Origin of the sequence: Rariglobus hedericola (assembly GCF_007559335.1) — a bacterium.
GTDB lineage: Bacteria > Verrucomicrobiota > Verrucomicrobiia > Opitutales > Opitutaceae > Rariglobus > Rariglobus hedericola.
Genome location: NZ_VMBG01000001.1, coordinates 2,108,989 through 2,132,353, shown reverse-complemented (window position 1 = coordinate 2,132,353; position 23,365 = coordinate 2,108,989). Strand labels below are relative to the sequence as shown.

General features: G+C 63.5%; 17 protein-coding genes. 2 read left to right on the top strand and 15 right to left on the bottom strand.

All coding sequences use genetic code 11. The features are described 5' to 3' along the window. Positions 1 to 217: 217 nt before the first annotated feature. The 15 genes from FPL22_RS09330 to FPL22_RS09260 form a co-directional block, all read right to left on the bottom strand. Positions 218 to 1,141, bottom strand: a complete 924-nt coding sequence (locus FPL22_RS09330) for a hypothetical protein (protein WP_144230010.1) — start codon at positions 1,139 to 1,141, stop codon at positions 218 to 220. Positions 1,142 to 1,341: 200 nt separating this feature from the next. After that, entirely contained in the window at positions 1,342 to 2,181 is an 840-nt protein-coding gene (locus FPL22_RS09325; protein WP_144230009.1) for a PA14 domain-containing protein, read from the bottom strand. After that, a complete protein-coding gene (locus FPL22_RS09320; protein ID WP_144230008.1) occupies positions 2,178 to 4,112 on the bottom strand; it encodes a hypothetical protein in 1,935 nt (644 codons plus the stop codon). Before FPL22_RS09320 ends, FPL22_RS09325 begins: the two co-directional genes overlap by 4 nt. A gap of 9 nt (positions 4,113 to 4,121) precedes the next feature. Further along, positions 4,122 to 5,792 (bottom strand): DUF4175 domain-containing protein, encoded by a 1,671-nt coding sequence (locus FPL22_RS09315; RefSeq protein WP_144230007.1) that lies wholly within the window; start codon positions 5,790 to 5,792, stop codon positions 4,122 to 4,124. A gap of 1 nt (position 5,793) precedes the next feature. Further along, a complete protein-coding gene (locus tag FPL22_RS09310) occupies positions 5,794 to 8,217 on the bottom strand; it encodes a VWA domain-containing protein (protein ID WP_144230006.1) in 2,424 nt (807 codons plus the stop codon). Positions 8,218 to 8,223: 6 nt separating this feature from the next. Beyond that, the gene (locus tag FPL22_RS09305; RefSeq protein ID WP_144230005.1) at positions 8,224 to 10,362 is read right to left on the bottom strand and encodes a BatA domain-containing protein; all 2,139 of its coding nucleotides are present in this window, start codon (positions 10,360 to 10,362) and stop codon (positions 8,224 to 8,226) included. Positions 10,363 to 10,378: 16 nt separating this feature from the next. Continuing rightward, on the bottom strand, positions 10,379 to 11,272 hold the full coding sequence (locus FPL22_RS09300; RefSeq protein WP_144230004.1) for a DUF58 domain-containing protein: 894 nt from the start codon (positions 11,270 to 11,272) through the stop codon (positions 10,379 to 10,381). Between the two features lie 78 nt (positions 11,273 to 11,350). After that, entirely contained in the window at positions 11,351 to 12,421 is a 1,071-nt protein-coding gene (locus FPL22_RS09295; RefSeq protein WP_144230003.1) for an AAA family ATPase, read from the bottom strand. Between the two features lie 264 nt (positions 12,422 to 12,685). Then, entirely contained in the window at positions 12,686 to 13,981 is a 1,296-nt protein-coding gene (locus FPL22_RS09290) for a glycoside hydrolase 5 family protein (protein WP_144230002.1), read from the bottom strand. A 27-nt stretch (positions 13,982 to 14,008) separates the two neighbouring features. Then, on the bottom strand, positions 14,009 to 15,316 hold the full coding sequence (locus FPL22_RS09285; protein WP_144230001.1) for a glycoside hydrolase family 2 TIM barrel-domain containing protein: 1,308 nt from the start codon (positions 15,314 to 15,316) through the stop codon (positions 14,009 to 14,011). A 4-nt stretch (positions 15,317 to 15,320) separates the two neighbouring features. After that, positions 15,321 to 16,193: a carbohydrate ABC transporter permease gene (locus FPL22_RS09280; RefSeq protein WP_144230000.1), complete on the bottom strand. Its 873-nt coding sequence runs from the start codon at positions 16,191 to 16,193 to the stop codon at positions 15,321 to 15,323. Beyond that, entirely contained in the window at positions 16,190 to 17,095 is a 906-nt protein-coding gene (locus tag FPL22_RS09275) for a carbohydrate ABC transporter permease (RefSeq protein WP_144229999.1), read from the bottom strand. Before FPL22_RS09275 ends, FPL22_RS09280 begins: the two co-directional genes overlap by 4 nt. Continuing rightward, the gene (locus FPL22_RS09270) at positions 17,095 to 18,522 is read right to left on the bottom strand and encodes an ABC transporter substrate-binding protein (protein WP_144229998.1); all 1,428 of its coding nucleotides are present in this window, start codon (positions 18,520 to 18,522) and stop codon (positions 17,095 to 17,097) included. Before FPL22_RS09270 ends, FPL22_RS09275 begins: the two co-directional genes overlap by 1 nt. A 102-nt stretch (positions 18,523 to 18,624) precedes the next feature. Continuing rightward, entirely contained in the window at positions 18,625 to 19,149 is a 525-nt protein-coding gene (locus FPL22_RS09265; RefSeq protein WP_144229997.1) for a beta-glucanase precursor, read from the bottom strand. Positions 19,150 to 19,304: 155 nt separating this feature from the next. Then, entirely contained in the window at positions 19,305 to 20,372 is a 1,068-nt protein-coding gene (locus tag FPL22_RS09260) for a LacI family DNA-binding transcriptional regulator (RefSeq protein ID WP_144229996.1), read from the bottom strand. 263 nt (positions 20,373 to 20,635) lie between these two features. Between FPL22_RS09260 and FPL22_RS09255 the strand changes: the two genes are divergently transcribed. Together FPL22_RS09255 and FPL22_RS09250 are read left to right on the top strand one after the other, a co-directional pair. Beyond that, positions 20,636 to 21,919: a glycoside hydrolase family 2 TIM barrel-domain containing protein gene (locus tag FPL22_RS09255; RefSeq protein ID WP_162525243.1), complete on the top strand. Its 1,284-nt coding sequence runs from the start codon at positions 20,636 to 20,638 to the stop codon at positions 21,917 to 21,919. Beyond that, positions 21,916 to 23,322, top strand: coding sequence for a glycoside hydrolase family 30 protein (locus FPL22_RS09250; RefSeq protein ID WP_144229994.1), 1,407 nt, complete (start codon positions 21,916 to 21,918; stop codon positions 23,320 to 23,322). The genes FPL22_RS09255 and FPL22_RS09250 overlap by 4 nt, the downstream gene beginning before the upstream one ends. Positions 23,323 to 23,365 lie beyond the last annotated feature (43 nt).

Below are 23,365 nucleotides of genomic sequence, written 5' to 3'. Positions count from 1 at the left end.
GCGGGGTGAACCTAAGCAGGGGTGCAGGTCACGATGACCAGTATGCAATGAAAGAGAAACCGAATCCTCGCACATGCAATAAAAATTGCATAAAAGTGCATAATTAATGAAAGGCGCGGATGCCGCATGTTGAGAGTGGTTTGTGATGAGGGCACAAAAAACCCGGTGTCGATTAAACGACACCGGGCGGATGGAGTTGAGTGTCCTGCGGAATTGCTCAGGCGTGCTTGCGGCGGCGGGTGACTGCGAAGCAGAGCGTGGTCAGTGCTACCAATGCGGCGTAGGCGGAGGGCTCGGGGATGGCCGAGATATTGGTGATGAATACATCCCCACCAACCTGGGCGACATTGAACTGGGATGCACTGTTGGTCCCGTTGTATTGAATGCTTCCGTTGGTGAAGAGGCCTGACGTGGCGGCGACGCTTGAGTTTCTGATGACAACGGTGCCCGAAGAGCCGGTGCTGAAGTTGATGCCTTGGGATGCGTTTGCGGCGTAAAAACCTGAGCTCCCGGAAGCGCCGTTTACGCTGATGGTGCCACCCGAAAGGTTAATGGTGCCCGGCCCGTTGGAGAATGAGATCAACGTGCCTATGTTGAGTGTGCCGCCGGAGAGAGTGAAGGTATTGATTGGGCTGAACTCTCCGCCAATGTTGACGGTGCCGGAGCCAGAAATGGAGAGGGTGCCGGTCGCGGCGGTTTCATAAGTATAATTGCCATTCAGGCTGGCGGTGCCGCCGCTTACGATAATCGCTGATGTGGCGTTGCGATTCAGGTTGCCGGCCGTGCCTTGATTGAAAGCGCCGCCGGTGACGTGGAGCGTGCCGCCCCCTAGCTGAATCCAGGAAATGCCGCCTGCTTGGGTCCAACTGCCGCCGTTGATCTGGAGGGTGCCGCCATTGTTGATGGCGAGGTCACCTCCCGCCGTATAGGTGACGGCACCACCGTTGATGACTGCGGTATCGCCGCCGGCGGTGTTGGGAACGGATCCGCCGGTCCAATTGGCGCCTGTGGTGTATTCACCCGAGGAGCCGCCCCAAATTACAGTGGCAGCGGAGAGGGAGATGGGCGTGCTAATCGTGGCGAGTGCGAGCGTGGCGAGGGCGACGCTGAAGGACGAAACGGACGGACGTTTGGAGTTCATGGGGAACGGTAAATCGAACGATGGGGTGTCGGGGAACGAGGCAATCAATGGAGCGGGACCCTGTTCGCCGCAAGTTAAATTGCATTAAGTTGCACAAATTGGATTGCGGGTTAGATGCAGGCATTTAGCGAAAACGGGCATGAAAAAAGCCCCGACGGTGTGTCGGGGCTGGGAGGCCGGGGAAGAAGCGGGCCGGGAAGTTAATTAAAGCATTTCCACGGCGGTCGGTCGGTGAGGATCTGGTTGTTGGGCGTGGGTTTTTCGGCGAGCTGGAAGAGCGGGAGGGCGGCGCGGCCGTTGGGGGCGGGCGGGTAGGTTTCGCCTTTCTTTTCGTAGAGGAGGAGGCCGTGGAACTGGCCGCCGGGGCGTTCGCCGATGAGTATGTCGATGTCCACGGGCTGGCCGGCTTTCAGGACGACCCAGTCTCCATATTTGGAGAGTTCGTTGGCGGCGACGCGGGGGCCTTTGTCAGCGGGTTCCTTCCAGCCGAGGCGGGCGAACTTGGTGTCGGGGCGGCTGCCATCGAGGACGACCTTGCGGTTGATGGCGACGACGAGGAGGTCGTCGAAATTGCCGACGAAGCGGTAGGTGCCGTCGGTGGGCGGGGCAATCTGGCCTTTGTAGTGGATGACCCAGTAGCTGGGTTTCACGACGTTTTCGACGCCGAAGGCCTTGGGGGCGCCGCTGGCGCTCATCATGGGGACCGCGAGCTGGGTGGTGTAGAGCGGGAGGGCGGCGCGGAAGTAGCGGTTGAGCAGGGCTTCGTCGAAACCGGAGACGAGAAATTCATCCAGCGAGGGCGTGTAGCGGCGGGCAAACTCGGGAATGGGCTCGCGCTGCTGGGTCTGTTTCAGGTCGTAAAAGATGCCGATGAGCGTGGCGCCCTTGCGTTCGCTGCTACCGAAAGCCGCCTCGCTTTGCGCGAAGGCGGCCGGGGTGAAAAACGGCACGGCGGCAAGGCACAGGGCGAACGCGGCGAGGGTCGTGTGGCCCTGGCGTGGAAGGCGTGTCCGAATAGTGGATACAGTAACGGTGCTCATTGTTCTTGGGCGAGGTTACGCCAGTATTGCTGCACCCAGGCTGAATACTCGGCGGGGTAGCGTTCGCCCTGGAGGGCGGTGAAGGCTTCGCGTTCTTCGCGACGGAGGGCGCCGACGGTCTGGGCGGGGCCGGTGCCTTCGGGGCCGTGTCCGGCAATCTGGTCTTGGGCGTCCCCGCCCTCGCCGGTGCCCGATTGCTGGCCCTGCTGTTGATTGGGATTGGGGGATTGGCCGTTCTGGCCGGTCTGGGCGGTTTGCTGGCCTTGGCCGTTTTGTTGACCTTGTTGTTGCTGGGCACCTTGTCCCGCTTGTTGCTGGCCCTGCTGCTGACCTGATTGCTGGCCTGGTTGCTGGCCTTGTTGTTGGCCTGGTTGCTGCCCCGGCTGCTGGCCGTTTTGGGCCTGCTGTTGACCGTTCTGCTGCTGACCTTGCTGGCCGGCTTGCTGCTGGCCGTCTGGTTTTTGACCGTCCTGATTTTGCTGGCCTTGGCCATTTTGCGCCTGGGCTTCTTTTTGAGCACTATCGAGCGCCTTGCGCAGAGCGTCCTCGGCCGTGGCGAGGGCTTTGCCGGCCTCGGATTGCTGCCCTTTTTGCTGACCCTGTTCAGCCTGTTGCTGACCATTTTTGTCCTGCGGTTGGCCGTCCTGTTTATCGGGCTGACCCGGTTGCTGTTGGCCCGGCTGTTGCTGGGCATTCTGGGCTTGTTGCTGACCGTTTTTATCCGGTGTTTGCTGGCCTTGTTGTGAGTCGGGCTGTTTCTGACCGGGCTGCTGTTGGCCGTTTTGTTGCTGGTTATTCGCCTGTTGCTGCTGGTTTTGCTGGTTGGCGGGATCGGATTTATTGGGCTGTTTTTGATCCGCGGACGCCTGCTGTTTGTCTGGTTTGGCGTCAGACTTGGCGTCCGGTTTTTCGTTGTTAAGGGCCTTTTGGGCGTCGTTGAGCGCCTTGGAGGCTTCGGGGCTGACGGAGGCGACTTGATCGGCGAGGTTTTTGGCGCGATCGGCGGCTTCTTGCTTGGACTCGGGGGTGGCGCTCTTGTTTTGATTGTTCGCTTCCTCCTGTTGGCGGAGGGCGGAGACCTGCTGGAGGGCGTTGGCCAGGCGTTGCTCCTTGGGGATGCTTTCGAGGGTGCTGACGAGGATCTTGCGGAGTTCGGCGATCAGGTAGTCCTGACGGCGGAAGGCGTCGACGTAGCGCTGGCCCTTGATGTGATCGAGGGCCTCGGTGGAGAGGCTGGCGAGGTAGGTGCCGTTGACGCGCTGGGTGAAGGAGCCAGTCGTGTCGGGGGTGGCGGGCGCGGCCTGTCCGGCCGGAGCGTCTTTTTCGCGGAGGCGGCCGACGAGGTTTTCGCCAGTTTGGAAAAAGGTGGTGAGATCATCGCCCATGCCGGATTGGTCGCTTTCCAAGAGGCGGCGGCGCTCGGCATCGGGGTTGACGGCGTAGATGGCCTTGGTCTCGCGTTGAATGGCTGTCTGGCGCGCGATGAGAGCTTCGAGGCGGCGGACGGCTTCTTCGCGGAGACGCTGGATGGAGATCTGGCGTGCGAGGGATTTGAGGCGGGCTTCGATGGCCTGCTGGGCGACGTAGGCCTCGGTGGCGGTCGCGCGCGGATCGGCCTGGGCGTTTTCACCGAGCTTGCGGAGACGGGCGGCGATGGCGGTCATCTCGGTGCCCCCGAGAGCGTTTAATTGCGCGGCGAGTTCGGTGAGGCCGCTGAGACTCTGGAGAGGGAAGCCGTTGCGCTGGAGCTCCTCGATGAGGTCGGTGATGTCGCGCGAGAGCTCGGCGGTCTCGGTGCCGAGTGACTGCTGGTTGACGCCGTTTTGGAAGGCGATGGGGCGCAGGGATTCATCGGCGGCGCGGGCGTTGATCGTGGCGAGGAGAACGCAGGTGGCGGCGAGGGTGAGGCGGCGGGTGTGTGACGTTTTCATGGGGCGGGATCAGGGTGTTTTCTCGTCGTTGCGGCGAAGGGCATCGCCGAGGTTTCCACGCACTTCGCTCTGGCGGCGGGCCACATCTTCCATCCGGCGGGAGGTTTCCTCAAGGCGCTTGAGCATTTCTTCCTGCTTTTGGGTGAAGCTCACGATGGCGAGCTGCTTGCGTTCGCTGGTGCCGATGCCGGGGCCGGTGACGTTGTTGTTGTCGGTCGCCTCGATCCACCAGGTGAGCTGGGCGCCCTCGGTGAGCGGGGGTGTTTCGGACACGGGGATGAACGTGTGGCTGACCACGCCGTTGTCGCCGACGGTGAGGAGGCGTCGCGATTGCGCGCCGCCGGCGACCTCGGTGACGAGCTCGACCTTGGCGAGGGCGAAGTCGTCGCGGACGCGGGCACGGACGGCGAGGCGCGCGGTGGAGACGATGGTTTCGGACGACGTAGTGGGTTCGTCGATACGCACGGTGGGGACGCGGTCGGTCTCCATGCGCACGGGGTAAACCGTGCTGTCGGTCGAGGCGATGCCCTCGGCGCTCACGAGAGGCAGGCTCAGGCCGGTGAAGCCGGCGGCGGGCACGGTGAATTCACCGCGGGCGACCTTGGGGGCGTCGGCATCGACGGAGAGCGGGATGGCGGCGGGGGCGTCGTCACCGGCGAAGCGCAGCTCGATGGACTTCACGGGCTGGTTGGCCTGGGCAACGACACGGATTTTGGAGCCGGGGAAAAGCGTGAGTGCGCCGGCGGGCTGGCGGAGCGGAGGGCGGCGGGTGTAGGCGGGGAACTCCTGGATGAACTCGGCCTGTTCGAGCAACGGGGCGGGGAGCGCGGTGACTTTGAAAACCGGACCGCGGCCGTCACCGAGATAGAAACGATAGGTGAAGGATTTCTGGATGTTTTCGAAAACGAAGGCGAAGCGCGCGGGGTTTTCGTTGTCCGGCCGGACAAGGATCGTGCGGCGTTCCCCGCCGGCGAGGGCGAGTTCGAGACGGCCTTGGGGAGGGATCACGCCGCGGGCGAAAGCGGAGAGCGTGACATTGGAGCCGGCGGCGGAATTGAGGTCGCGGGTTTCGGCTTCGACCACGGTGTTGGTCGGCAGCGGGATGTCGGCCAGGGCGACGCGGCGAAGGAGCACGGAGGCGAGCGGCCATTGCCACCAGGCGAGCGCGGCGATGGTTGCGGAAAGGATGATGGCGGTGAATACGCGACGGACCGCGGGCTTGGCGGGGACGACGAGGCCGAGGGGCAGAGCAGGAACTTGTGCGGCGGTTTCCTGCACGAGCGCCTGCACGAGCAGCGGTGAGCCCGCGCCGCGGCCATCGGCGGAGGAGTTGGCCAGCTGGACGGCGGAGATGACGCGGCTGCCGAGGGCGGGCCACTGGCGCTGGATGGCGAAGGCGGCATCCGTGGCATGCCAGCGGCGGCGCCATGGGCGGATGAGTTTGCGATAAAACACCGCGCCGAGAACGCCCGCGTCGAGCACGAGAAACGCGACGCGAACGGCGCGGGGGAAATCCATCAGGCGATCGAGCAACGTCTGGGCGACCAGCAGGAGCGCGGCGGAGATGACCAGCCACGCGAGGCCGATGAGCACCTGCAAGGCGAGGTGTTTGCCGGCGACGCGGGTGAGCGCATTACGGAGCGGAGCGGGAAGGGCGGACGTGGAGAGGGGCGCGCTCATGTTACTTCAGTCGGTTGAGGCGGCGCACGAGCCATTCAGCGCAGGCGAAGAGGAGGATCAGCGCCATGAGAACGGGCGAGTAGGCGAGTTCGAGACGCTTGAGTGAGGTGACGCTGCCGCTCTTGTCTTCGAGGAGCTTGGGCAGTTCGAAGAGATTCTCTTCGCGGAGGAGACGGCCGCCGGAGGCCGTCGCGGTGGCGTCGAGCAACGCGAGATTCATGGCGGCGTCGGACTGTTCGAGACGCGGTTCGACGACGTCGAGTTCAACGAGCGCGGTCGGATCAAGCATCGTGTAGAACTTGTAGCGTCCGGGGACGGCGGGGGTGAATTCCGCGCGGTAGCCGCCGGCCTCTTCAGGCACGGGGCGAAGCATGACCTCCTGTTGGATCGGATCAGGCGAATTCGCCGTGGTGAACGAAGCGCGGGCAGGCACGACGTCGGCGATCAACGGCTTGAAGTCAGGCTGGTAAAGACGGCCGGAAATCACGACGCGTTCGCCGAGTTGGTATTCGGGGCGGTCAACGCGAAGCTGCACCTGTTTCGAGGCGCCGGAGAGACGCTCCAACGAGAGGGCCTGGAAAATCTGACTCCAGATTTTCGAGTAGTATTTTCCGCCGAGGCTGCTGCGCCAGCGGTAGGTTTCATTGAAGCCGAAATACATGACTTCGCCGCGGCCGAAACGCTGGCGGGCGAGCACGGGACCGGGGCCGTTCGGCGTGGCGCGGGAGGGCGAGGGATCGACGAGCAACACCTCGGCGCCGGGACGGGCGCGGGCGACCTTGGCGGTCCAGCGAACACCGGCGAACTGGCGCCAGGCGGCGGTGTTGTCGCTTTCGCGTTCGGCGAGGCGAAGGAGCGGGGATCGCGCGCCGGATGAAGTGAGTGCGAGTTGCACCGGTTCGGGATGGCGGGCGATGAGCTGGTCAACCGGGCCGGAGAGCGGGACCACGGGAAGCAGCGCCTCCAGCGGAGTGCCGAGATAGGAGCGGGGGTTGTGGTTGGGGCCGGCCAGGAAAACGAGACCGCCGCCGGCCTGGTCCACCCACTCGCGGATGAGCTGCATGCGCTCGCGACCGAGACGGGCCGGATCGACGTCGCCGAGGAGAATGATGTCACTGTCGTAGAGCGCGGCGCGGTCGTTGGGCAGCTCGGCGATGAACGGGGTGTTGGGCAGCTTGAGCAGGCTCGGGTCGCCGTCGAGGAGCACGCACTTGAGCGTCAGGCGGCGGTCATCCTGGAGGAAGTCGAGCAGGTAGCGCCAGTCCCAGCGGGGCTCCTGGTCGATCATGAAAACGCGCACGCGGTTGTCGATGACACGTATCCGAACCGTGGTGACATTGTTGTCGGCACTGGCCTCGCCGTCGAGGGGCTTGGAGGCGACTTCGAGGGCGATCTCGCCGGCTTTTTCGGGGATGAAGGAAAGCTCGGTGTCAACGGTGCCGCGGGCGGCGAGGGTGACGGTGCTCTCGGCGAGCAGGGCGGAATTGGGGACGGCGGGATCGCGCAACGAGACGACGACGGGCTGGCCTTCAAAACCATTGGCGGTGAGGCGGACGCGGATGTTGACCCGCTCTTTAAGGAACGCGATGCGCGGGGCGTCGGCCGAGGTCAGCGCGACATCCTTGGGCTCGGTGACGCCGACGCCGTAAAGAAAGAGCGGGATGCCATCGGCGCGGGCGGAGACGGCGGCTTCGGACGGGGCGAGGCCGCGATTGTTGGCGCCGTCGGTCATGACAAACACGCCGGCGAGCGGCTCGCCGCGGTGGCGGTCGAGGATCTGGCGGAGGCTTTCGCCGAGGGCGGTGGTCTGGTCGTTGGCGGGAAGTGCGTCGAAGAAGGCCTTGGCGGCGGCAACGCCATCGGTGCCGGAAGCGGGCGGGGGCGTCTCGGTCGCGTCATGGCCGAAGGTGTAGAACACGAGCTCGGCGCGATCATTGAGCTGCGACCAGAGGTTTAGTTTTCCGTTCGATGCGATGGATTTGACGACGTCGCGCCGGGTGGGGCGGGCGGCGTCGGAGGGGACGGTTTGCGACAGGCCGCCATCGGGCGAAAGCTTGCCGGAGGCGATCAAGGCGCGGGCGCGGTCCTCGGGCGAGGTGCGCAAATCGGCGAGGTCCATGCTCGCGGACGCGTCGACCATCACGATGAGTTTTTGGCGGACCTTCTCGACGAGCGTGGTGATGAGCACGGGACGCGTGGCCGCGAAGAGCAACGCTGCAGCAAAAAGCAGGCGCAGGCCGACGATGACCCCGCGTTTGACGCGCGGGGTGTTAGAGATCAGGCGGGCGTGCAGCCACCACAGCACGAGCGCGAAGACGATCCAGCCGATGAGCGCCCAGCCGGGATCGAGGCCCTCAAACGTGAGCGAAGTGGAGCCGCTGCTGCTGGTGGAGCCGGGGTAGAAGAGTGTGCGAAGCCAGTCCATGGGGCGTTAGCGGGAGCGGCTGGAGCGAAGGGCCAGCATGAGCTCGGTGCAGGAAAGAAAAGCGGCGGCGGCGAGGGCGATCATCCAAAGCTGCCGTGCGGTGAGGAGCGGGCCCGACGGCGCGGCGACTGCTGCCGGTGCAGAGGCGCCCGCGGCGGTGGCCGTGGGAATGACGTCAGTCGTGAGGATGTCGGACGGAGCGGTCTTGAGGTCGGATTCGTCGGACGGGGATTGAACGGCGAAGTAGAAATCGGGGCGTTCATTCTGGCCGACGTAAACGGTATAGCGGCCGGCGTCGGACGTGTTGCGAACACGAAGCATGGCTTGCGTGCCGACGAGCTCGGTGCGGCCGACGGCGACGATCTTGGCGTTCTCACCGGGACCGCGCACATAGACATCGCGGTTGAGTTGTTCGATGGGCACGGGAGCCTGGAACGTATCGCCGGGGGCCAGGTTGAGCTTGAGCGAAGAGGTGTGCGCGGTGGCGGCGTAGAGACGGTGGACGAGCGGCACGAAGGCGGGGTGCAGCGGGAGATTGGTCCACGTGGGGACGGGGGGCGCGGCGAACAGGACCACGCGGCCTTTGCCAACGGTGCGCTCCATTATCACCGGGGTCGTGTCGGCGAGACGAAGCACGGTGGAGACCTCGGCGGACTTCACGGGATCGAGCGAGAAGACCTTGCTGAAACGCACGGCCGAGAGGTTGCCCGAGGCGGGATCGTTCCAGAGGGTGAGCAGGGGATTGTTATAAGGTCCGGCTTCGATGGTGCCTTGAGACGGGGCGGAAGGCGGGTTGATGGAGGCGGGCAGGAGGTCCGGCCAGGGCGCATCGAGGAACAAGTCGGCGGGGGTGGCATCGCCGGGCATGACGACGAGACCGCCACCATCGCGCACGAACTGGGCGAGCCCGGTCACGGCGGCGGGCAGCAGCGGATCGGCGCCGGCGAGAAAAATCACGGAGTAGCCGGACAATTTGGACGCATCGACATCGGCAGCGGTGACGCGGGTGACATGGAGATAATGACGCGAGGCTGCTTCTTCATCGACGGGAGCGAGTGCGCTCGCGAGGAAGTGCCCGGTGCCCTGCCACGGGGCGGGGCCGCGGCGGGATTCGACGACGAGCACGTCACGGGCCGGCGCGATCTCGAGGGCCAGCGTGCGGCGGTTGTCGAAGGCGAGACGGTCGGAGGGCAAGGCGGCGGTGAGCGTGTGGAAACCGGTGCCCGGCAGACGAACCAGCAACGGCACATAACGGGTGCCACCGGCGGCGAGCTGGCCGACCACGGCGTCGGCGGACGGGGCATCATCGTCCACCGAGAGGGTAAGGCGCACGCCATCCACGGGGGCTTCGCCGTGGTTGGTGATCTCGGCGAGGACGCGCATGGGCTGGCCGGCAACGGGGATGGCGGTGTCGAGCTTGAGGTTGGTGATGGCGAGGTTGCCGGTGCTGGCGGAGCCGGCGCCGGGGGTGACGATGAAGACCTTGATGTCGGGGGCGGTCTTCAGAAATTCGCGCACGGGCTCGAGGGTGCGCCAGCCGGAGAGCTGGTTGTCGGTGAAGAGATGGATTTCGCGGCGGCCGGGCAGATTGCGCAACGCCTCGATCGCAGCGCGGAGGGCGGGTTGAAAATCAGTTCCACGGTCGGTGATCTTGGCGAGTTCCACACTGCGACGAACCAGGGAGAGATCGCGGGACGGACGGGAGACGGGACTGGCGTAGCTATCGTTGACGAGCAACAGGCCGGCGGCGGAACCGGAGGGAAGTTCCTCGAGGAAACTGAGAGTCGCGGTGCGCGCGGCGGCGAAACGTGTCTCTACACCATCGCTGGCACCCATGCTGGCTGACTGGTCGAGAAGGACCATGACGGTGAGCGGATCGCCGGCGACGAGGCTGGATTTTTCGACGGCCTGGAAGGTGGGGCGGGCGAATGCGAACACGATCAAGGCGAGCACGAGGCAGCGCAGGATGAGCAGCAGGAGGTCCTGCATTTTTACGCGGCGTTGGTTTTTCTGCGCGGCAGCCAGAAGGAAACGCATCGCGGCCCAACGCACTTCGCGGATGCGGAGTTTGTTGAGCAGATGGATGATCACCGGCAGGGAAACTGCGGCGAGTCCGGCGAGGGCGGCTGGGGCTAAAAATTGCATCGCGGGTGCGGTGGGGTCAGCCGGCTTTGGAGCGGAAAGCGAGGTAACCGGTCAGGGCCTCGGCGAGGGGGCGGCTGGTGTCGCAGAGAGTATAATGGACGCCGCATTGTTCGCAGGCGCGGCGGACGGCCTTCTGATGCTCGTTGAACGCGGCGAGGTAGCTCTTGCGCAGATCGGCGGGGTTGGTCTGGAGGCGCGAGTCGTCTTCCAGTCCGATGAAGCGGACGTTTCCTTCGAGCGGGAACGTGATCTCCTCGTTGTCGAGCACTTGGAAGACGATGACCTCGCTGCGGGTGAGGCTCAGGCGACGCAGGCCTTGCAGGAGGTCGGCCGGATCATCGAGCAGATCACTGATGACCACCACGATGCCGCGGGCGCTGAGGCGGGCGGCGTAATCCTGAAGGCAGGCGCGGAGATTACCGGGGCGGGCGGGGGTGAAATTCGTGAGCTGCGTGCAAAGCTGGTGGACCTTGCCGAGACTGTCGGTGCGTTGAAACGTCTCGCGCGGGCGGTCGTCGAAGATCGTGGCGGTGACGGCGTCGCGTTGCTGGAGGATCAGGAAGCTCAAGCACGCGACAAGTCCGCGGGCGTATTGGATTTTCGATACAGTGCCGGAAGCGAACGACATCGACGCGCTGCCATCGAGGAGGAGGTGCGCGACGAAGTTGGTGTCCTGTTCGTATTGCTTGATGTAATACTTGTCGGAACGGCCGAGGATCTTCCAGTCCAGGTGGCGCGGGTCGTCGCCGGGCGAGTATTCGCGGTGTTGCGAAAACTCGATGGCGAAGCCGTTGAACGGTGAACGATGTTCGCCCACGCGATAGCCCTCGACGACGCGACGCGCGAAGAGACCGAGCGGTTCAGCGCGCGACAGTGTGTCGGGGTCGAGGAGGGTATGCGTGGCGGCCATGACTGAAGACAGAGGACGGAGGACAGACTACGGGAAGACGGACTTCAGGTGACTGAAGACCGACGGCGGAGAACGGACTCAGGCTAGCGGCTGGTTGGCGGGGATGAGCTGGAGGAGCTCGGTGATGACCGCGTCGGTGGTGACGCCTTCGCTCTGCGCGGTGAAGTTCACGGCGATACGGTGGCGCAGGATCGCGTGGGCGACCGCCGCGATGTTTTCGCAGCCGACATGGTTCTGGCCGTGGATGACGGCGTGGGCCTTGGCGGCGGTGATGATCGAGAGGCTGGCGCGGGGACCGGCACCGACGCTCAACCATTTCTTCGCGGGTTCCAGTGCGTCGGGTTCGCCGGTGCGGGTGGCGCGGACGAGGGCCTTGGCGTAGTGATACACGTGGTCGGCGACCGGCATCGATTTCACGATCTCCTGGAGGGCGATGACCTGCTCGGCGTCGATGACGACCTGCGGTTGTTCACCCTTGGCGGAGGCGCGCTTCATGATTTCGAGCTCTTCCTCGTCGGACGGATAGCCAACGCGGATGAGGAACATAAATCTGTCGAGCTGCGCCTCGGGGAGAGGATAGGTGCCTTCCTGCTCCAGCGGATTCTGGGTCGCGAGCACGAAGAACGGGGCGGGGAGCTTGTGGGTTTTGCCACCGACAGTAACGCGGCGCTCCTGCATGGCCTCGAGCAAGGCGGCCTGGGTTTTCGGAGGTGTGCGGTTGATTTCGTCGGCGAGGACGATGTTGGCGAAGAGAGGACCGTTGATGAACTTGAAGGAGCGCTCCTGGGTGAGCGGATCGGTGTAGATGACCTCGGTGCCGGTGATGTCGGACGGCATCAAGTCGGGCGTGAACTGCACGCGCTTGAACGACATGGCGAGCGTGTCGGCGAGGGTCGAGATGAGCAGGGTTTTCGCGAGGCCGGGCACGCCGACGAGGAGCGCGTGCGAACGGGTGAAGATGGCGATGAGGATCTCTTCGACGACCTGTTGCTGGCCGACGATGACCTTGGAGAGTTCGCCTTGGATGGCGGCGTAAACCTGGCGGCAGTAATCAATCTGTTCGGGGCCGACGGGTGACGCTTCGTAGGAGACGGGAGCGGCGGTCTCGGGGGCCGGTGCGGGGACGGATTCTTCGGTGGAGTCAGACATGATGGGAAAGCGTAAAGGGTGTAGTTTGGGGAGGACTACGTTGGGTGCCCGGGGCGGGTGGGAAAAGAGGGGTTAAGACACACGAGCGGGAAGCTCGGTGCTTGTCCAGTCAGGTTGATGAATGAAGCGAACACATTTCGAGCAATTGTTTAGGCAATTGCTATGTCGGCGGAGGGCGATGGGAGGGAGGGAGGGTTAAAGCGGGCGGTTTAAGGCGGTCTGAATGCTATGCTGAAAATCAAAAATATAGGTGGTCAGGCCGGTTCACGGGAAGATGGTCGAAGTGGTGGCAGTCACCACGACATGGGACGCGTCGGTGAGCAGGGCGTAAATTTTAGCAGGACCCTTGATGTCCGGCGGACGGATAAACCAGATGTCGGGGCTGGGTCCGGGTCTGGATTCGAGCGAGATGATAGCGTCGCGTTTGGAGCGGGTGGCGGCGGAGCGGAAGTTGCAGGCGAAAGTGATGGCGGGGAATTTTGTGGTGGCCTCAGCCAGCGTGACTTCAACGGCCATCCAGCCGGCGGGCGCATCATCGCGCGAGATGACGCGAAAGCGGGTGACGCTTGTGAGTGGTGCCGATGGTTTCTCGCCGAGGTAGATTTCACGGACGGCGTGCCAGGCCGGACGTGTGGATTCGCCGAGGAGAAGGCCGTGCTTGAGATTCGTGTAGCTCAGCGAGTTGCTGTAATTGAAAACGAACAGGCCGAGACAGCGGCCGGCGATGCGCTGGGGGGTGATGGTTTTATTCCAGGCATCGGTGATGACGCGGTATTTTTCGTCATCGGAGGATTCGAGTTTGACGCCATTTTTGTCCTTGGGCGTGTCCCAGTCGCCGCGTGATCCGTATTCGGTGACCAACCACGGGCGCGTGGAACCGGCCTTGGCGAGGGCGGCGGGCAACGCGGCAATGCCGGCCCCGTAGATATTGATGCCATGCGCATCGACGGACGGGCAGAAACGCTCGACCCAGGAAACGCCCTTCGTGAAAGCGTCGACCGCGATGAGCGGATGATGGGGATCGATGAGCTTGATCTCGCGGCAGGCGGCTTCGAGCGCGAGGGCGTAGGCGGTCTTGGCCTCGTCGTTGGGAAGGTTGAGGAACACCTCGTTACCGACGCCCCACGCGAGGAGCGCGGGATGGTCTTTGTAAGCGCGCACGCTTTTCAGAATCGCCGCCTGCTGGCTGGCGATGCCGGCGGTGTCCCTCGTGTAATCGAAACTGTCATCCGCCTCCGCGCCCGGCTGGCCGTGGCGGAACCAGAGACCGAGGAGGACGCGCAACCCGTGTTTGTGCGCGGCATCTAGGAGTGCGGGCGTGTCGTTGCCGGCACCCCACGTGCGAATCGTATTCACGCCGATGGCGGCGAGTTTTTCGCAATCGCGATCGTAGGCGGCGGGTCCGCCGGTGCCGCTGAAGGTGACGCCGCGTATCTCGTAGGGCCGGCCGTCGGCGCGCAGTTCCCAGCGACCCTCGCCCGTGGAAACGACTTCGACGGCGGCCGCGGCGCGCGCGATCAAAGCGAACGCGGCAAGCAGGAGGATGAGAAGGCGCGACATGGTGTGGATACGAAGATGACTGGAGGCTTACGGCACCTTCACCGACGTGGTGGCGGTCACGAGGTTGTTACGCGTGTCCTTCACGATGGCGTAGAGTTTGAGGGAGCCCTTGATCTTGGGCATCTTTACCAGCCAGATATTTTTGGCGGGGCCGGCCTTGGATTCGACGATGTTGACGGCGTCGCGCTCGTGGCGGGAAGCGGCGTTGCGGTTGAGGTAGGCGAACGAGATGTCGAGCGGCTTGGACTCGGGATCTTTGACGATGAACTTCACGGTGGCCCAGGTTCCGTCGGAGAGAACCTGCACGTCGCGCACGGCGATGCCGACAACGTGAGGCAGAACGGCGTCGGATTTTTTTCCGGTGTAGATTTCCTCGACCGCGTGGAAGGGCGGACGGGAGCGTTCGCCGGACAACATGCCCAGCCAGAGGTTGGTGTGGTCGAAGGAGGCGCTGAAGTTGAACACGTAAAGACCGAGGCAACGGCCGGCGTCGATCTGCGGTTTCAAGCCCTCGGACCATACGGCGGTGATGACGTTGTATTTCTCCTCGTCGTCGGGCTCGCGGGGAACGCCGTTGTCGTCCTTGCCCACGTCCCATTCGCCCTGGGAGCCGAACTCGGTGATGAACCACGGCTTTTTGACGCCATCCTTGGCGAGCGTGCCGGGGAGGCCGATGAGGCCGCGGCCGTAGGCGTTGATGCCGTAGGCGTCGAGGGACGGGACGTATTTTTCCCACCAGGACAGGCCGACGGTCCAGGCGTCGACGGAGACGACGGGGTGGTTGGGATCGGTCTTCTTGATTTCCTGCACGACCTTTTCGAGGAACCTGGCGTAGGCCTCCTTCACGGCGTCGTTGGGGCAGTTGAGGATGACCTCGTTGCCGGCGCCCCAGACGAGGACGGCGGGATGGTCTTTGTATTTGCGGACGGCGGCGATGGTGTCGTCGAGCTGTTTGCGGACGCCGGACGTGTCCTTGGTGTAGTCGAAACTGTCGTCGCCCTCCATGCCGGGACGGCCGTGGCGAAGCCAGAGACCGACCATGACGGTGATGCCGTTTTTGTGGGCGGCATCGAGGAGGCGTAGCGTGTCGTCACCAACGCCCCACGTGCGGATGGAGTTCACGCCGATGGAGGCAAGACGCGCCATGTCCTTCTCATAATTGGCGGGGCCGCCGCTGCCGCTGAAGGTGACGCCCTTCGCGATGTAGGGCTGGCCGTTGAACTGGAGTTCGTAGCCGGCGCCCTTGGAGACGATGGCGACCTTGGACGGCGCGGCCGGGAGCATGGAGGCTGCGAAAGTGAAAACGAGGGCGAGGAGCAGACGTGGGGTTTTCATAAAATTATCCTTTGACGGCGCCGCTGGTGAGGCCGGCGATGAATTCCTTCTGGAGAAGGAGGAAGAGGCAGAGCACCGGCGCGATGGAGACCAGCGTGCCCGACATGATCATGCCGTAGTCCTGGCCGTAGAGTCCGCGTAGTTGATTAATGGCGACAGAAAGCGGAAAGAGTTCGGGCGACTGCAGGATGATCTGCGGGCCGATGAAGTTGTTCCATGTGCCGAGGAACGTGATCATCAGAAACGCACCGATCATCGGACGGAGAAGCGGCAGGACCAACGTGAAGAAAATGCGAAGCTCGCCGGCGCCGTCGATACGCGCGCTTTCGAGGAGCTCGTGCGGAATGGCGTTCATGGTGGCCTGACGGAAAAGGAAAATGCCGAAGGCGGGCGCGACGCCCGGGAGGATCAGGCCCGCGTAGGTGTCGAGCAGCCCGAGCTTGTAGATCAGCTGGTAGCCCGGGGCCATGAGCAGCGGGCCGGGGATGACGAGGGCGACGAGCACGAGATTCAGCACGAAGCCGCGACCGGCGAAGCGGAACTTGGCGAGGGCGTAGCCGCCGGCGGCGGAGCAAAGCGTGGCGGCGATCGCGCTGACCGATGACAGGAAGAACGAGTTGAGCAGCGCGTTGCCGATGCTGAGTTCGGTGAAGAGACGCTTGAAATTGACGACGGTGAGGCGGTCCCAGGCGATGCCGAGAAAGCCGTCGCCACGTGGAAGAAAAACGGAGGAGAAAAAATCGGCGTTACCCTTGAAGGCGGCGCAAGCCATCCAGATGAACGGCACAAGTGTGAGCGCGGCGGCCATCACGAGCAGCGTGTAAACCGGGATGAGCAGGAGCCTTTGCCGGGCGGAGAAACTGAGGTCGCCGGTCATTTGGCTTCCTCCTTTTTCATCCAGAGCCTCTGGCCGAGGGCGAAGGTGCCGAGCATCAGTGCGAGCATCCAGCCGATGGCGCTGGCGTAACCGAGGTCACCGGTGACGAAACCCGTCTGGTAGAGATACATCACGATCGTGAGGCCGCGGTTGTCGGGTCCGGGGCCGTTGAGCAGAATGAACGGCAGTTCGAAAAGTTGGAAACTGCCGAGGAGCGAAAGCAGCACGACGAAGGAGACGACCGGCATGATTTCAGGAACGACGACGTGACGGAAACGATCCCACGGACCGGCGCCGTCGAGAGCGGCTGCTTCTAGGAGCTCGGCGGGCACGTTCTGCAACGCGGCGAGGAAGTAGATCATGTTGAACCCGACGTAGAGCCAGAGCGCGGCGAGAATGAGCGCGGGCATCACGTATTCCTGGAGCCACGGGAACTCGGGGTTGAACGACGCGAAGAGGGCGTGAAGCGTGACGTTGATGATGCCGGTGCGCTTCTCGAACATGAGGGCGAACATCAGGCCCACGAAGACAAGGCCCACCAGCGACGGAGCGAAGAAGATGAGGCGGAAGAACGCGCGACCCTTGAGACCGGGGCGATTGAGCAGCAGGGCGAGGCCGAGAGACAGCGGGAGCTGCAGGAAGACGGAGCCGCAGGAGAAAATGAGCGTGTTGCGCAGCGCCTTCCAGAAGAGCGGATCGGTGAGGAGGAACGTGAAATTGTCTATGCCGACCCAGCGGGATGTTTTGGGTCCGTAGGTTTGCTGCATCGAAAGCAGGACCGACTGGAGGAGCGGCCACGCGAGGAAGACGGTGATCGTGATGATGAACGGCGAAAGGAAGAGCCAGGGCACCCAGGCGGGCTCGGAACGAAAGCGGCGACGTGGTTGGTCCGGCGTATTCATTACTTGGATGCGGCGGGTTTCTCGGCGTTCGTTGCAGGGCGCAGGAAGACGTTGCGATCGATCTGCTTCACGACCTGGGCCTGGGCGAAGGCGAGCAGGCGGCGGGTTTCGGGGAGGAGTTTTTCAACGTCGGTCTCGCCGGTGGCCTCGATGTAGGTGACGAGAGAAAGCATCGCGTCGTTTATGCGGGCCATCGCGAGTGAGCCGTAAGGCGAGGAAGAACGGACGGGGACGTTGGGAGCCTGGTTGATGAAGAGACGGCCGGCGGGTTGTCCGGCGAAGTAGGCGTCGGGCTCGTCGAACACGGGGAGCGACCAAAATTGCTTTACGGGGGTGACGATGCTGAGGGCGCGGTAGGATTCGGCGGCGAGCTGGGGGGACAAATAAAGTTCCTTAGCGAAGGCCCAGCAGGCTTCGGGGTCGCGGGAGGTTTTGGGAATGCCGAGCATGGAGCCGCCCTGCGCGCTGGTGCGGCGGCCGCCGGGTGTCCATGCGGGCAGCGGCATGAGTTTGATTTTTCCGGAGAGGGCGGGGAGGTCGATTTTCCAGACGCCGGCGAGCCAGTCGGGCATGACGGAAGCGATGACAGTGCCTTGGAGGCGCAGTTGATTTCCGGCGGCGGAGAACTCGGGGGCGTCCACGGAAATACGGGTGGAACCGGTAGACCAGGTGGCGAGCGTGGTGATGACGCGGGCGTTGATCTCGGAGTCGATGACGGGGCGGTCGTGTTCGTCGAAGAGTTGACCGCCGGCCTGGAGGAGAAGCGCGAACGTAATGTCGGCGTTGGTGGGCCAGAAGTTGAGAATGAAACGGTCGGGGCGGCCGTCGCCATCGAAGTCTTTCATGAGGGGACGAAAGGCGCGGATGAGGTCGTCCCAGGTTTCGATGGTGGAGACATCAATGCCAGCGGCTTCAACGATATCGGCGCGGTAGGCGAGGAGCACGGGGTGGACATCGTGAGGCAGGCCGAAGATGCGGCCGCGAGATGTCCACGCACCGAAGGACGGCGCGTTGATTTTTTCGAGCAGGCCCTCGTTGCGAAGGCGGTCGGTGAGGTCGATAAAACCGACATCCTCGACCGGACCGGTGAAGGCGCGGCCGGCGATGTTGCGTTCGACCTCGATTAGATCCGAGACGGGAGTGCCGGAGAGAAAACCCGACAACATGCGCCGCTCCAAGGCGCCGTAATCGAGGAGCAACATGTTCACCTTGGAATCCACCGGGTGGTTGCGATTCCAAGTTTCAATGAGCGGTGCGTAGGCAGGTGTGTGGGCGCGTGCGGAGGTCCAGAAAATGAGACCGTCGTAGCGCCGCGCGGGACGTTGCCAGACGTAGAGAGTCGTCAGCACGGCGATCACCAACAGCACCCACACCGCGGGCGATGCGGCTTCGAAGATGATTTTGAAACGTGAAGGCTGGCGGGACATGGAGCGAAGCAATGCCGCGGGAAAATGGGGGTGCGGGCGCGGGAGCAGAAAGGCCGGACACGCGGTCCGGCCTTGGGGAAGGGAAACGAAAAACGGCGAAGGTTATTCGGCGGCGTCGAACTCGAGGGCCTTCACGCGGGCGCGGGCGGCTTCGGACGGACGCCAGAACCAGCCTTTGGTGTCCCAGCACTGGGCGAAGGACAATTTGTCCACGAGCGTCTTGTAGGCGGCGAGGGCACCGGCCTTGTCGCCGGATTGCTCAAGCGTCTGCCCCAGGATGAAGAGGGACGTGCCGACGTCATTGAGGGCCCAATACGAGTGAACCTTTTCCTTGTCGTCGGTGGGGACGGGGGCGGTCAGCGAATTCTGCTGCTGGATGGCGGTGGCTTCGTAGAGCTCGCGGACGCGGGCGACGTAGCCCTTAACCTCGGCGACGTTTTTGGCGGCGTGGGCGGCCCAGGCTTTGCCGGTGATGGTGGCGGAGCCGTTGTCACCAAAGTCGAGCTTGGGTGCGGCCGGGGTGGTGGCGGCGGCGGGCGCCGGGGTGGCGTCCGGAGTTTGGGCGGAAAGGGGCAGGAGCGAGGCGACGACGCAGGACGTCACGGAAAGAAGCAGGCCGGGTTTCATGGGGGGATGAGGGTTGGAAAACAGACGGGGCGGCTAACGTTAAAAACCATGCGTAATGGCCGTGGGCGCGTCAAGCTGATTTCTGCAACTTTATGCAACAATGTTCGCGGTGAGCGACCGGTTTTTGAGCGGTGCAGGATTCCGCGAACGCGAAATCAGAGTGCTGAATTGCGCGGAGCGGCGATGGTTTCGCCCTCGCGCAAAGCGCAGTCCAGCAGGATGTGCTGGGTGGAATCGAAGCGGCGGTTGATCAGGTCGGACAGGCGTTTCACGCCGGTGACGCCGATCTCACGATAAGGGACCTGCACGGTGCTGAGGAGAGGGGCGCCGGCGGGCTTGCGAATGCCGTCGAAGCCGGTGACGGAAACATCACGGGGAACGGATAGGCCATTCTTCTTGAAGAATTCCACGAGCTGGTAGGCTTCGTAGTCGGACGCGCACAGCCAGGCGGTGACTCCCTTGCGCGTGAGTTCGAGGGCGCGCTGGTGGGTGGCATCGTAATCGAGCTTGTTGTGCTGGCCGATGTTGAGCGCGTCGTCGGGGTTGTAGGGCATGCCGAGGGAAAACAGTTTTTCCATGTAGGCGCTGTGGCGGCGGAGTGCCCAGCTGGCCTCGACATCGTAGTGATGCGTGAAGAAACCGATGCGTTGATGGCCGTGCGCGAGCAGGCGATCCATGAGCTTGTTGACGCCGCGGAAGTGATCGACGTCCACGCAGTCGAGGCCGGTGGTGCCGTATTGTTCGACGAGGGAAACGCACGGGTATTTCGCCATGAGCTCGTCCATGACTGTCTGCGGAAACGGATAAATAAAGAGCACGCCTTTCCAGCGTCGGCGACGCATCGGGGTGATCCGGCGGTAGGACGGGCTGTCGAGGCTCAGGTCCTCGGGCTTCACATAATGGAGATCGAGGCTGATCTTCTTGGTGCGGGCGAACTCGGTGACGCCGGTGAGGATTTCTTCGCCGGGATTGCCGTAGGCCGTGTTGTCGAAATTAGGCAGGTCGACGCAGATCAACACGGCGACATCGAGCAGTTTGAGGCGCTCGGCGTGGGCGCGGGGCTTGGCTTTTTCGAGCGGGGAGTAGCCCAGCTTGGAGGCGAGCGCGAAGACCTTGGCGCGCGTCTGCGGATTGATGCCGGGGTGGTTGGTGAAGCAGCGCGAGACGGTGGCGCGGGAGAGCTTCAGCTTGGTTGCGATGAGTTGCTGGTTGGGCTTGGGCATGCCGTTGGGATTGCCGTGAAGAAAGAATGCATCCGGCGGGGGAGCAATGCGAAATGTGGCCGGAAACTTTGTGCACCATAAGTCGCATTTACCGCAATAAAACGAGGTTTTGAGGGTTTTAAGTGTTATGCAATTTTATGCATCAAAAACTCCTTTACTCGCTGCGGATTTAGCTGCACGTTGCAGTCCAGATGTTACCTCCCCGCCCCGTCATGCGCGGCTTTGCCGTGCTCACCCATGTGTTCCCCATCGCGTGTTTAATTATGAGCCTTTCCTCCCCCGTTTCCCCTGCGGCCGTGGCCGCGCCCGCCGTGCAACCATCCTCCAAGGTCGCGCTGGAGCGTCGTGCGGATGGTCAGTGGCAGCTGCTACGCAACGGCCGGCCGTTCGTCATCAATGGCGTCGGTGGCCAGCGTCATCTTGAGCTGCTCGTTCAGATGGGCGGAAACTCGTTCCGCACCTGGGGCGCCGACGACCTCGATCACAAAGGTCCCAACGGCAAAAGCCTGCTTGATCAGGCGCGCGAGCTGGATCTTGCCGTGACCATCGGCATCTGGCTCCAGCACGAGCGCCACGGTTTTAATTACAGCGACCCGGCGCAGCTGGAGAAGCAGCGCGAGTATGTCCGCGGCCTGGTGCGCCGTTATCGCAATGAGCCCAGCCTGCTGGTCTGGGGTTTGGGCAACGAGATGGAAGGTCCGACCGCGGATGGTCGCGACACGCGTATTTGGAAGGAGCTTCAAGTGCTCGCCCAGATCATCAAGCAAGAGGACCCGAACCATCCTGTGATGACGGTCATCGCCGGTGCCGGCGGCGCCAAAGTGAAGGCGCTCATGGAAAATTACACCGCGATCGATATCCTCGGCGTGAACGCCTACGGTAGTGCGGCCGGCGTGGGCAAGGCGCTGCAGGAGGCGGGCTGGCAAAAGCCGTTTGTCCTCACCGAATTCGGTCCGGTCGGAGCGTGGGAGGTGCGTCACACCTCGTGGAATGCGCCCATCGAACAATCCAGCCAGGAGAAGGCGGCCAATTATTACAGCACCCAGAAGATGGTGATGGAAGACAGCCACGGCACCTGCATCGGCAGCTACGCCTTTGTGTGGGGCAACAAACAGGAAACCACCTCGACGTGGTATGGCATGTTCGCGCCGACCGGTGAGAAAATGCCGTCGATCGACGCCATGTCGTATGCCTGGACGGGCAAGTGGCCGGAAAACCGCAGCCCGCGTATCCGTAAATTTACTACGGATTTGCGCGAGGCGATTGTGAAGCCCGGGCAGCCGTTCACCGGATTGCTTGAGGCGACCGATGCGGAGAAGGACACGCTCACCGTCGAGTGGACGGTCGTGGCCGAGAGCACCGATCGTCGCGAAGGCGGCGATGACGAGGCTGTCCCGCCGAGCATTCCCGGATGCATCACCCGCAGTGAAGGTCTGGCCGTCGCCGGAGTCGCTCCGACGAAAACCGGTCCTTACCGCCTATTCGCGACGGTTCGCGACGGCAAGGGCGGCGCCAGCATCGATAACGTTCCCTTTCTTGTAAAATGAGCCTCGTTTCCGAAATCGCGACCCCGGTCGCCAAAGCGTCCTCAGCTCCCGGTTCCCGTCGTTCGTGGTCCGTCGTCGAGACGGCGCGTGACAACGGCCGCCGCCTTTCCGTGGCGCCGCCGCCGCGCCTGCTCGCGCCCGGTCTGAGCGCCGGCCAGCACGTGTTGCATTGCAATCCGGCGGAGCAATTCCAGACGATGGAAGGCTTTGGCGGAGCATTGACCGAGTCCGCCGCGTGGGCGTTGTCGCAAACGACGCCCTCGCAGCGCGCCGAGGTGTTGCGCCGTTACTACGACACCAAGGACGGCCTGGGCTACACGCTCGCCCGCACGCATATCAACAGCTGCGATTTTTCGCTGTATCCCTGGTCACTGGCCGAGACGGCGGGAGACTTCGAGCTGAAGTCATTCGATCTCGCGCCCATGCGTAACTGGGTGCTGCCGTTGCTGCATGAGGCCCGCGCCATCGCCGGTGACAAGTTGCGTTTCCTCGCTTCTCCGTGGAGTCCCCCGGCGTGGATGAAGACCAACGACACCATGCTTCAAGGCGGCGGCTTGCGGCCCGAATGCCGCGATGCCTGGGCGCGCTTGATGGCGCGTTTTGTGACCGCGATGCGCGACGAGGAAAAGCTCCCCATCTGGGCCGTGACGGTGCAAAACGAACCGGCCGCCAAGCAGACGTGGGAGTCGTGCCTTTACACGGCGGAAGAGGAGCGCGACTTCGTGCGCGACCATCTCGGCCCGGCGCTGCATGCGGCCGGACACGCGGACGTGAAGCTGCTGGTGTGGGATCATAACCGTGATCTGCTCGTCGAGCGCGCGACGCCGATTTTCTCGGATCCGGCGACGGCGCGTTTTGTGTGGGGCGCGGCGCTGCACTGGTATGTGAGCGAAGACTTCACGCAGTCCTCGGCACTGCACGCGGCATTTCCGGACAAACATATTTTGTTTACCGAAGGTTGCTGGGAAGGCGGCGTGAAGCTCGGCCAGTGGGACCGCGGCGAGCGTTATGCGCGCAACATGATCGGCGACATTCGCAACTGGGTATGCGGTTGGATCGACTGGAACATGGTCCTGGATACGCGCGGCGGCCCGAATCACGTCGGCAACTGGTGTGATGCTCCGGTGCTGGTGGATCACGAGACGGGCGAGGTGCATTACCAGAGCTCGTTTTATTACATCGGGCATTTCAGCCGCTTCGTGAAGCCGGGTGCTAAACGCATCGCCTCGGGCAAACCGCATCCGGGTGTGTCGTCGGTGGCCTTTATGAATCCCGATGGTTCGCTGGCGATCGTGGTGCTGAACGAAACGGACGATGCCGTGCAGTTCACGCTGAAGACCGACGCCGACGCACTCGCCTGCACGATTCCGGCGCGTTCCATTCAAACCTACATCGGCAGCTGATACGCCGAGGGGGGCGCGCACGGTTTCGATTGGTGCCGTGCCA

Excerpts from the sequence above, each read along its gene's own strand:
- FPL22_RS09330 (WP_144230010.1), bottom strand. The coding sequence starts at position 1,141 with ATGAACTCCAAACGTCCGTCCGTTTCGTCCTTCAGCGTCGCCCTCGCC.
- FPL22_RS09325 (WP_144230009.1), bottom strand. The coding sequence starts at position 2,181 with ATGAGCACCGTTACTGTATCCACTATTCGGACACGCCTTCCACGCCAG.
- FPL22_RS09320 (WP_144230008.1), bottom strand. The coding sequence starts at position 4,112 with ATGAAAACGTCACACACCCGCCGCCTCACCCTCGCCGCCACCTGCGTT.
- FPL22_RS09315 (WP_144230007.1), bottom strand. The coding sequence starts at position 5,792 with ATGAGCGCGCCCCTCTCCACGTCCGCCCTTCCCGCTCCGCTCCGTAAT.
- FPL22_RS09310 (WP_144230006.1), bottom strand. The coding sequence starts at position 8,217 with ATGGACTGGCTTCGCACACTCTTCTACCCCGGCTCCACCAGCAGCAGC.
- FPL22_RS09305 (WP_144230005.1), bottom strand. The coding sequence starts at position 10,362 with ATGCAATTTTTAGCCCCAGCCGCCCTCGCCGGACTCGCCGCAGTTTCC.
- FPL22_RS09300 (WP_144230004.1), bottom strand. The coding sequence starts at position 11,272 with ATGGCCGCCACGCATACCCTCCTCGACCCCGACACACTGTCGCGCGCT.
- FPL22_RS09295 (WP_144230003.1), bottom strand. The coding sequence starts at position 12,421 with ATGTCTGACTCCACCGAAGAATCCGTCCCCGCACCGGCCCCCGAGACC.
- FPL22_RS09290 (WP_144230002.1), bottom strand. The coding sequence starts at position 13,981 with ATGTCGCGCCTTCTCATCCTCCTGCTTGCCGCGTTCGCTTTGATCGCG.
- FPL22_RS09285 (WP_144230001.1), bottom strand. The coding sequence starts at position 15,316 with ATGAAAACCCCACGTCTGCTCCTCGCCCTCGTTTTCACTTTCGCAGCC.
- FPL22_RS09280 (WP_144230000.1), bottom strand. The coding sequence starts at position 16,193 with ATGACCGGCGACCTCAGTTTCTCCGCCCGGCAAAGGCTCCTGCTCATC.
- FPL22_RS09275 (WP_144229999.1), bottom strand. The coding sequence starts at position 17,095 with ATGAATACGCCGGACCAACCACGTCGCCGCTTTCGTTCCGAGCCCGCC.
- FPL22_RS09270 (WP_144229998.1), bottom strand. The coding sequence starts at position 18,522 with ATGTCCCGCCAGCCTTCACGTTTCAAAATCATCTTCGAAGCCGCATCG.
- FPL22_RS09265 (WP_144229997.1), bottom strand. The coding sequence starts at position 19,149 with ATGAAACCCGGCCTGCTTCTTTCCGTGACGTCCTGCGTCGTCGCCTCG.
- FPL22_RS09260 (WP_144229996.1), bottom strand. The coding sequence starts at position 20,372 with ATGCCCAAGCCCAACCAGCAACTCATCGCAACCAAGCTGAAGCTCTCC.
- FPL22_RS09255 (WP_162525243.1), top strand. The coding sequence starts at position 20,636 with ATGAGCCTTTCCTCCCCCGTTTCCCCTGCGGCCGTGGCCGCGCCCGCC.
- FPL22_RS09250 (WP_144229994.1), top strand. The coding sequence starts at position 21,916 with ATGAGCCTCGTTTCCGAAATCGCGACCCCGGTCGCCAAAGCGTCCTCA.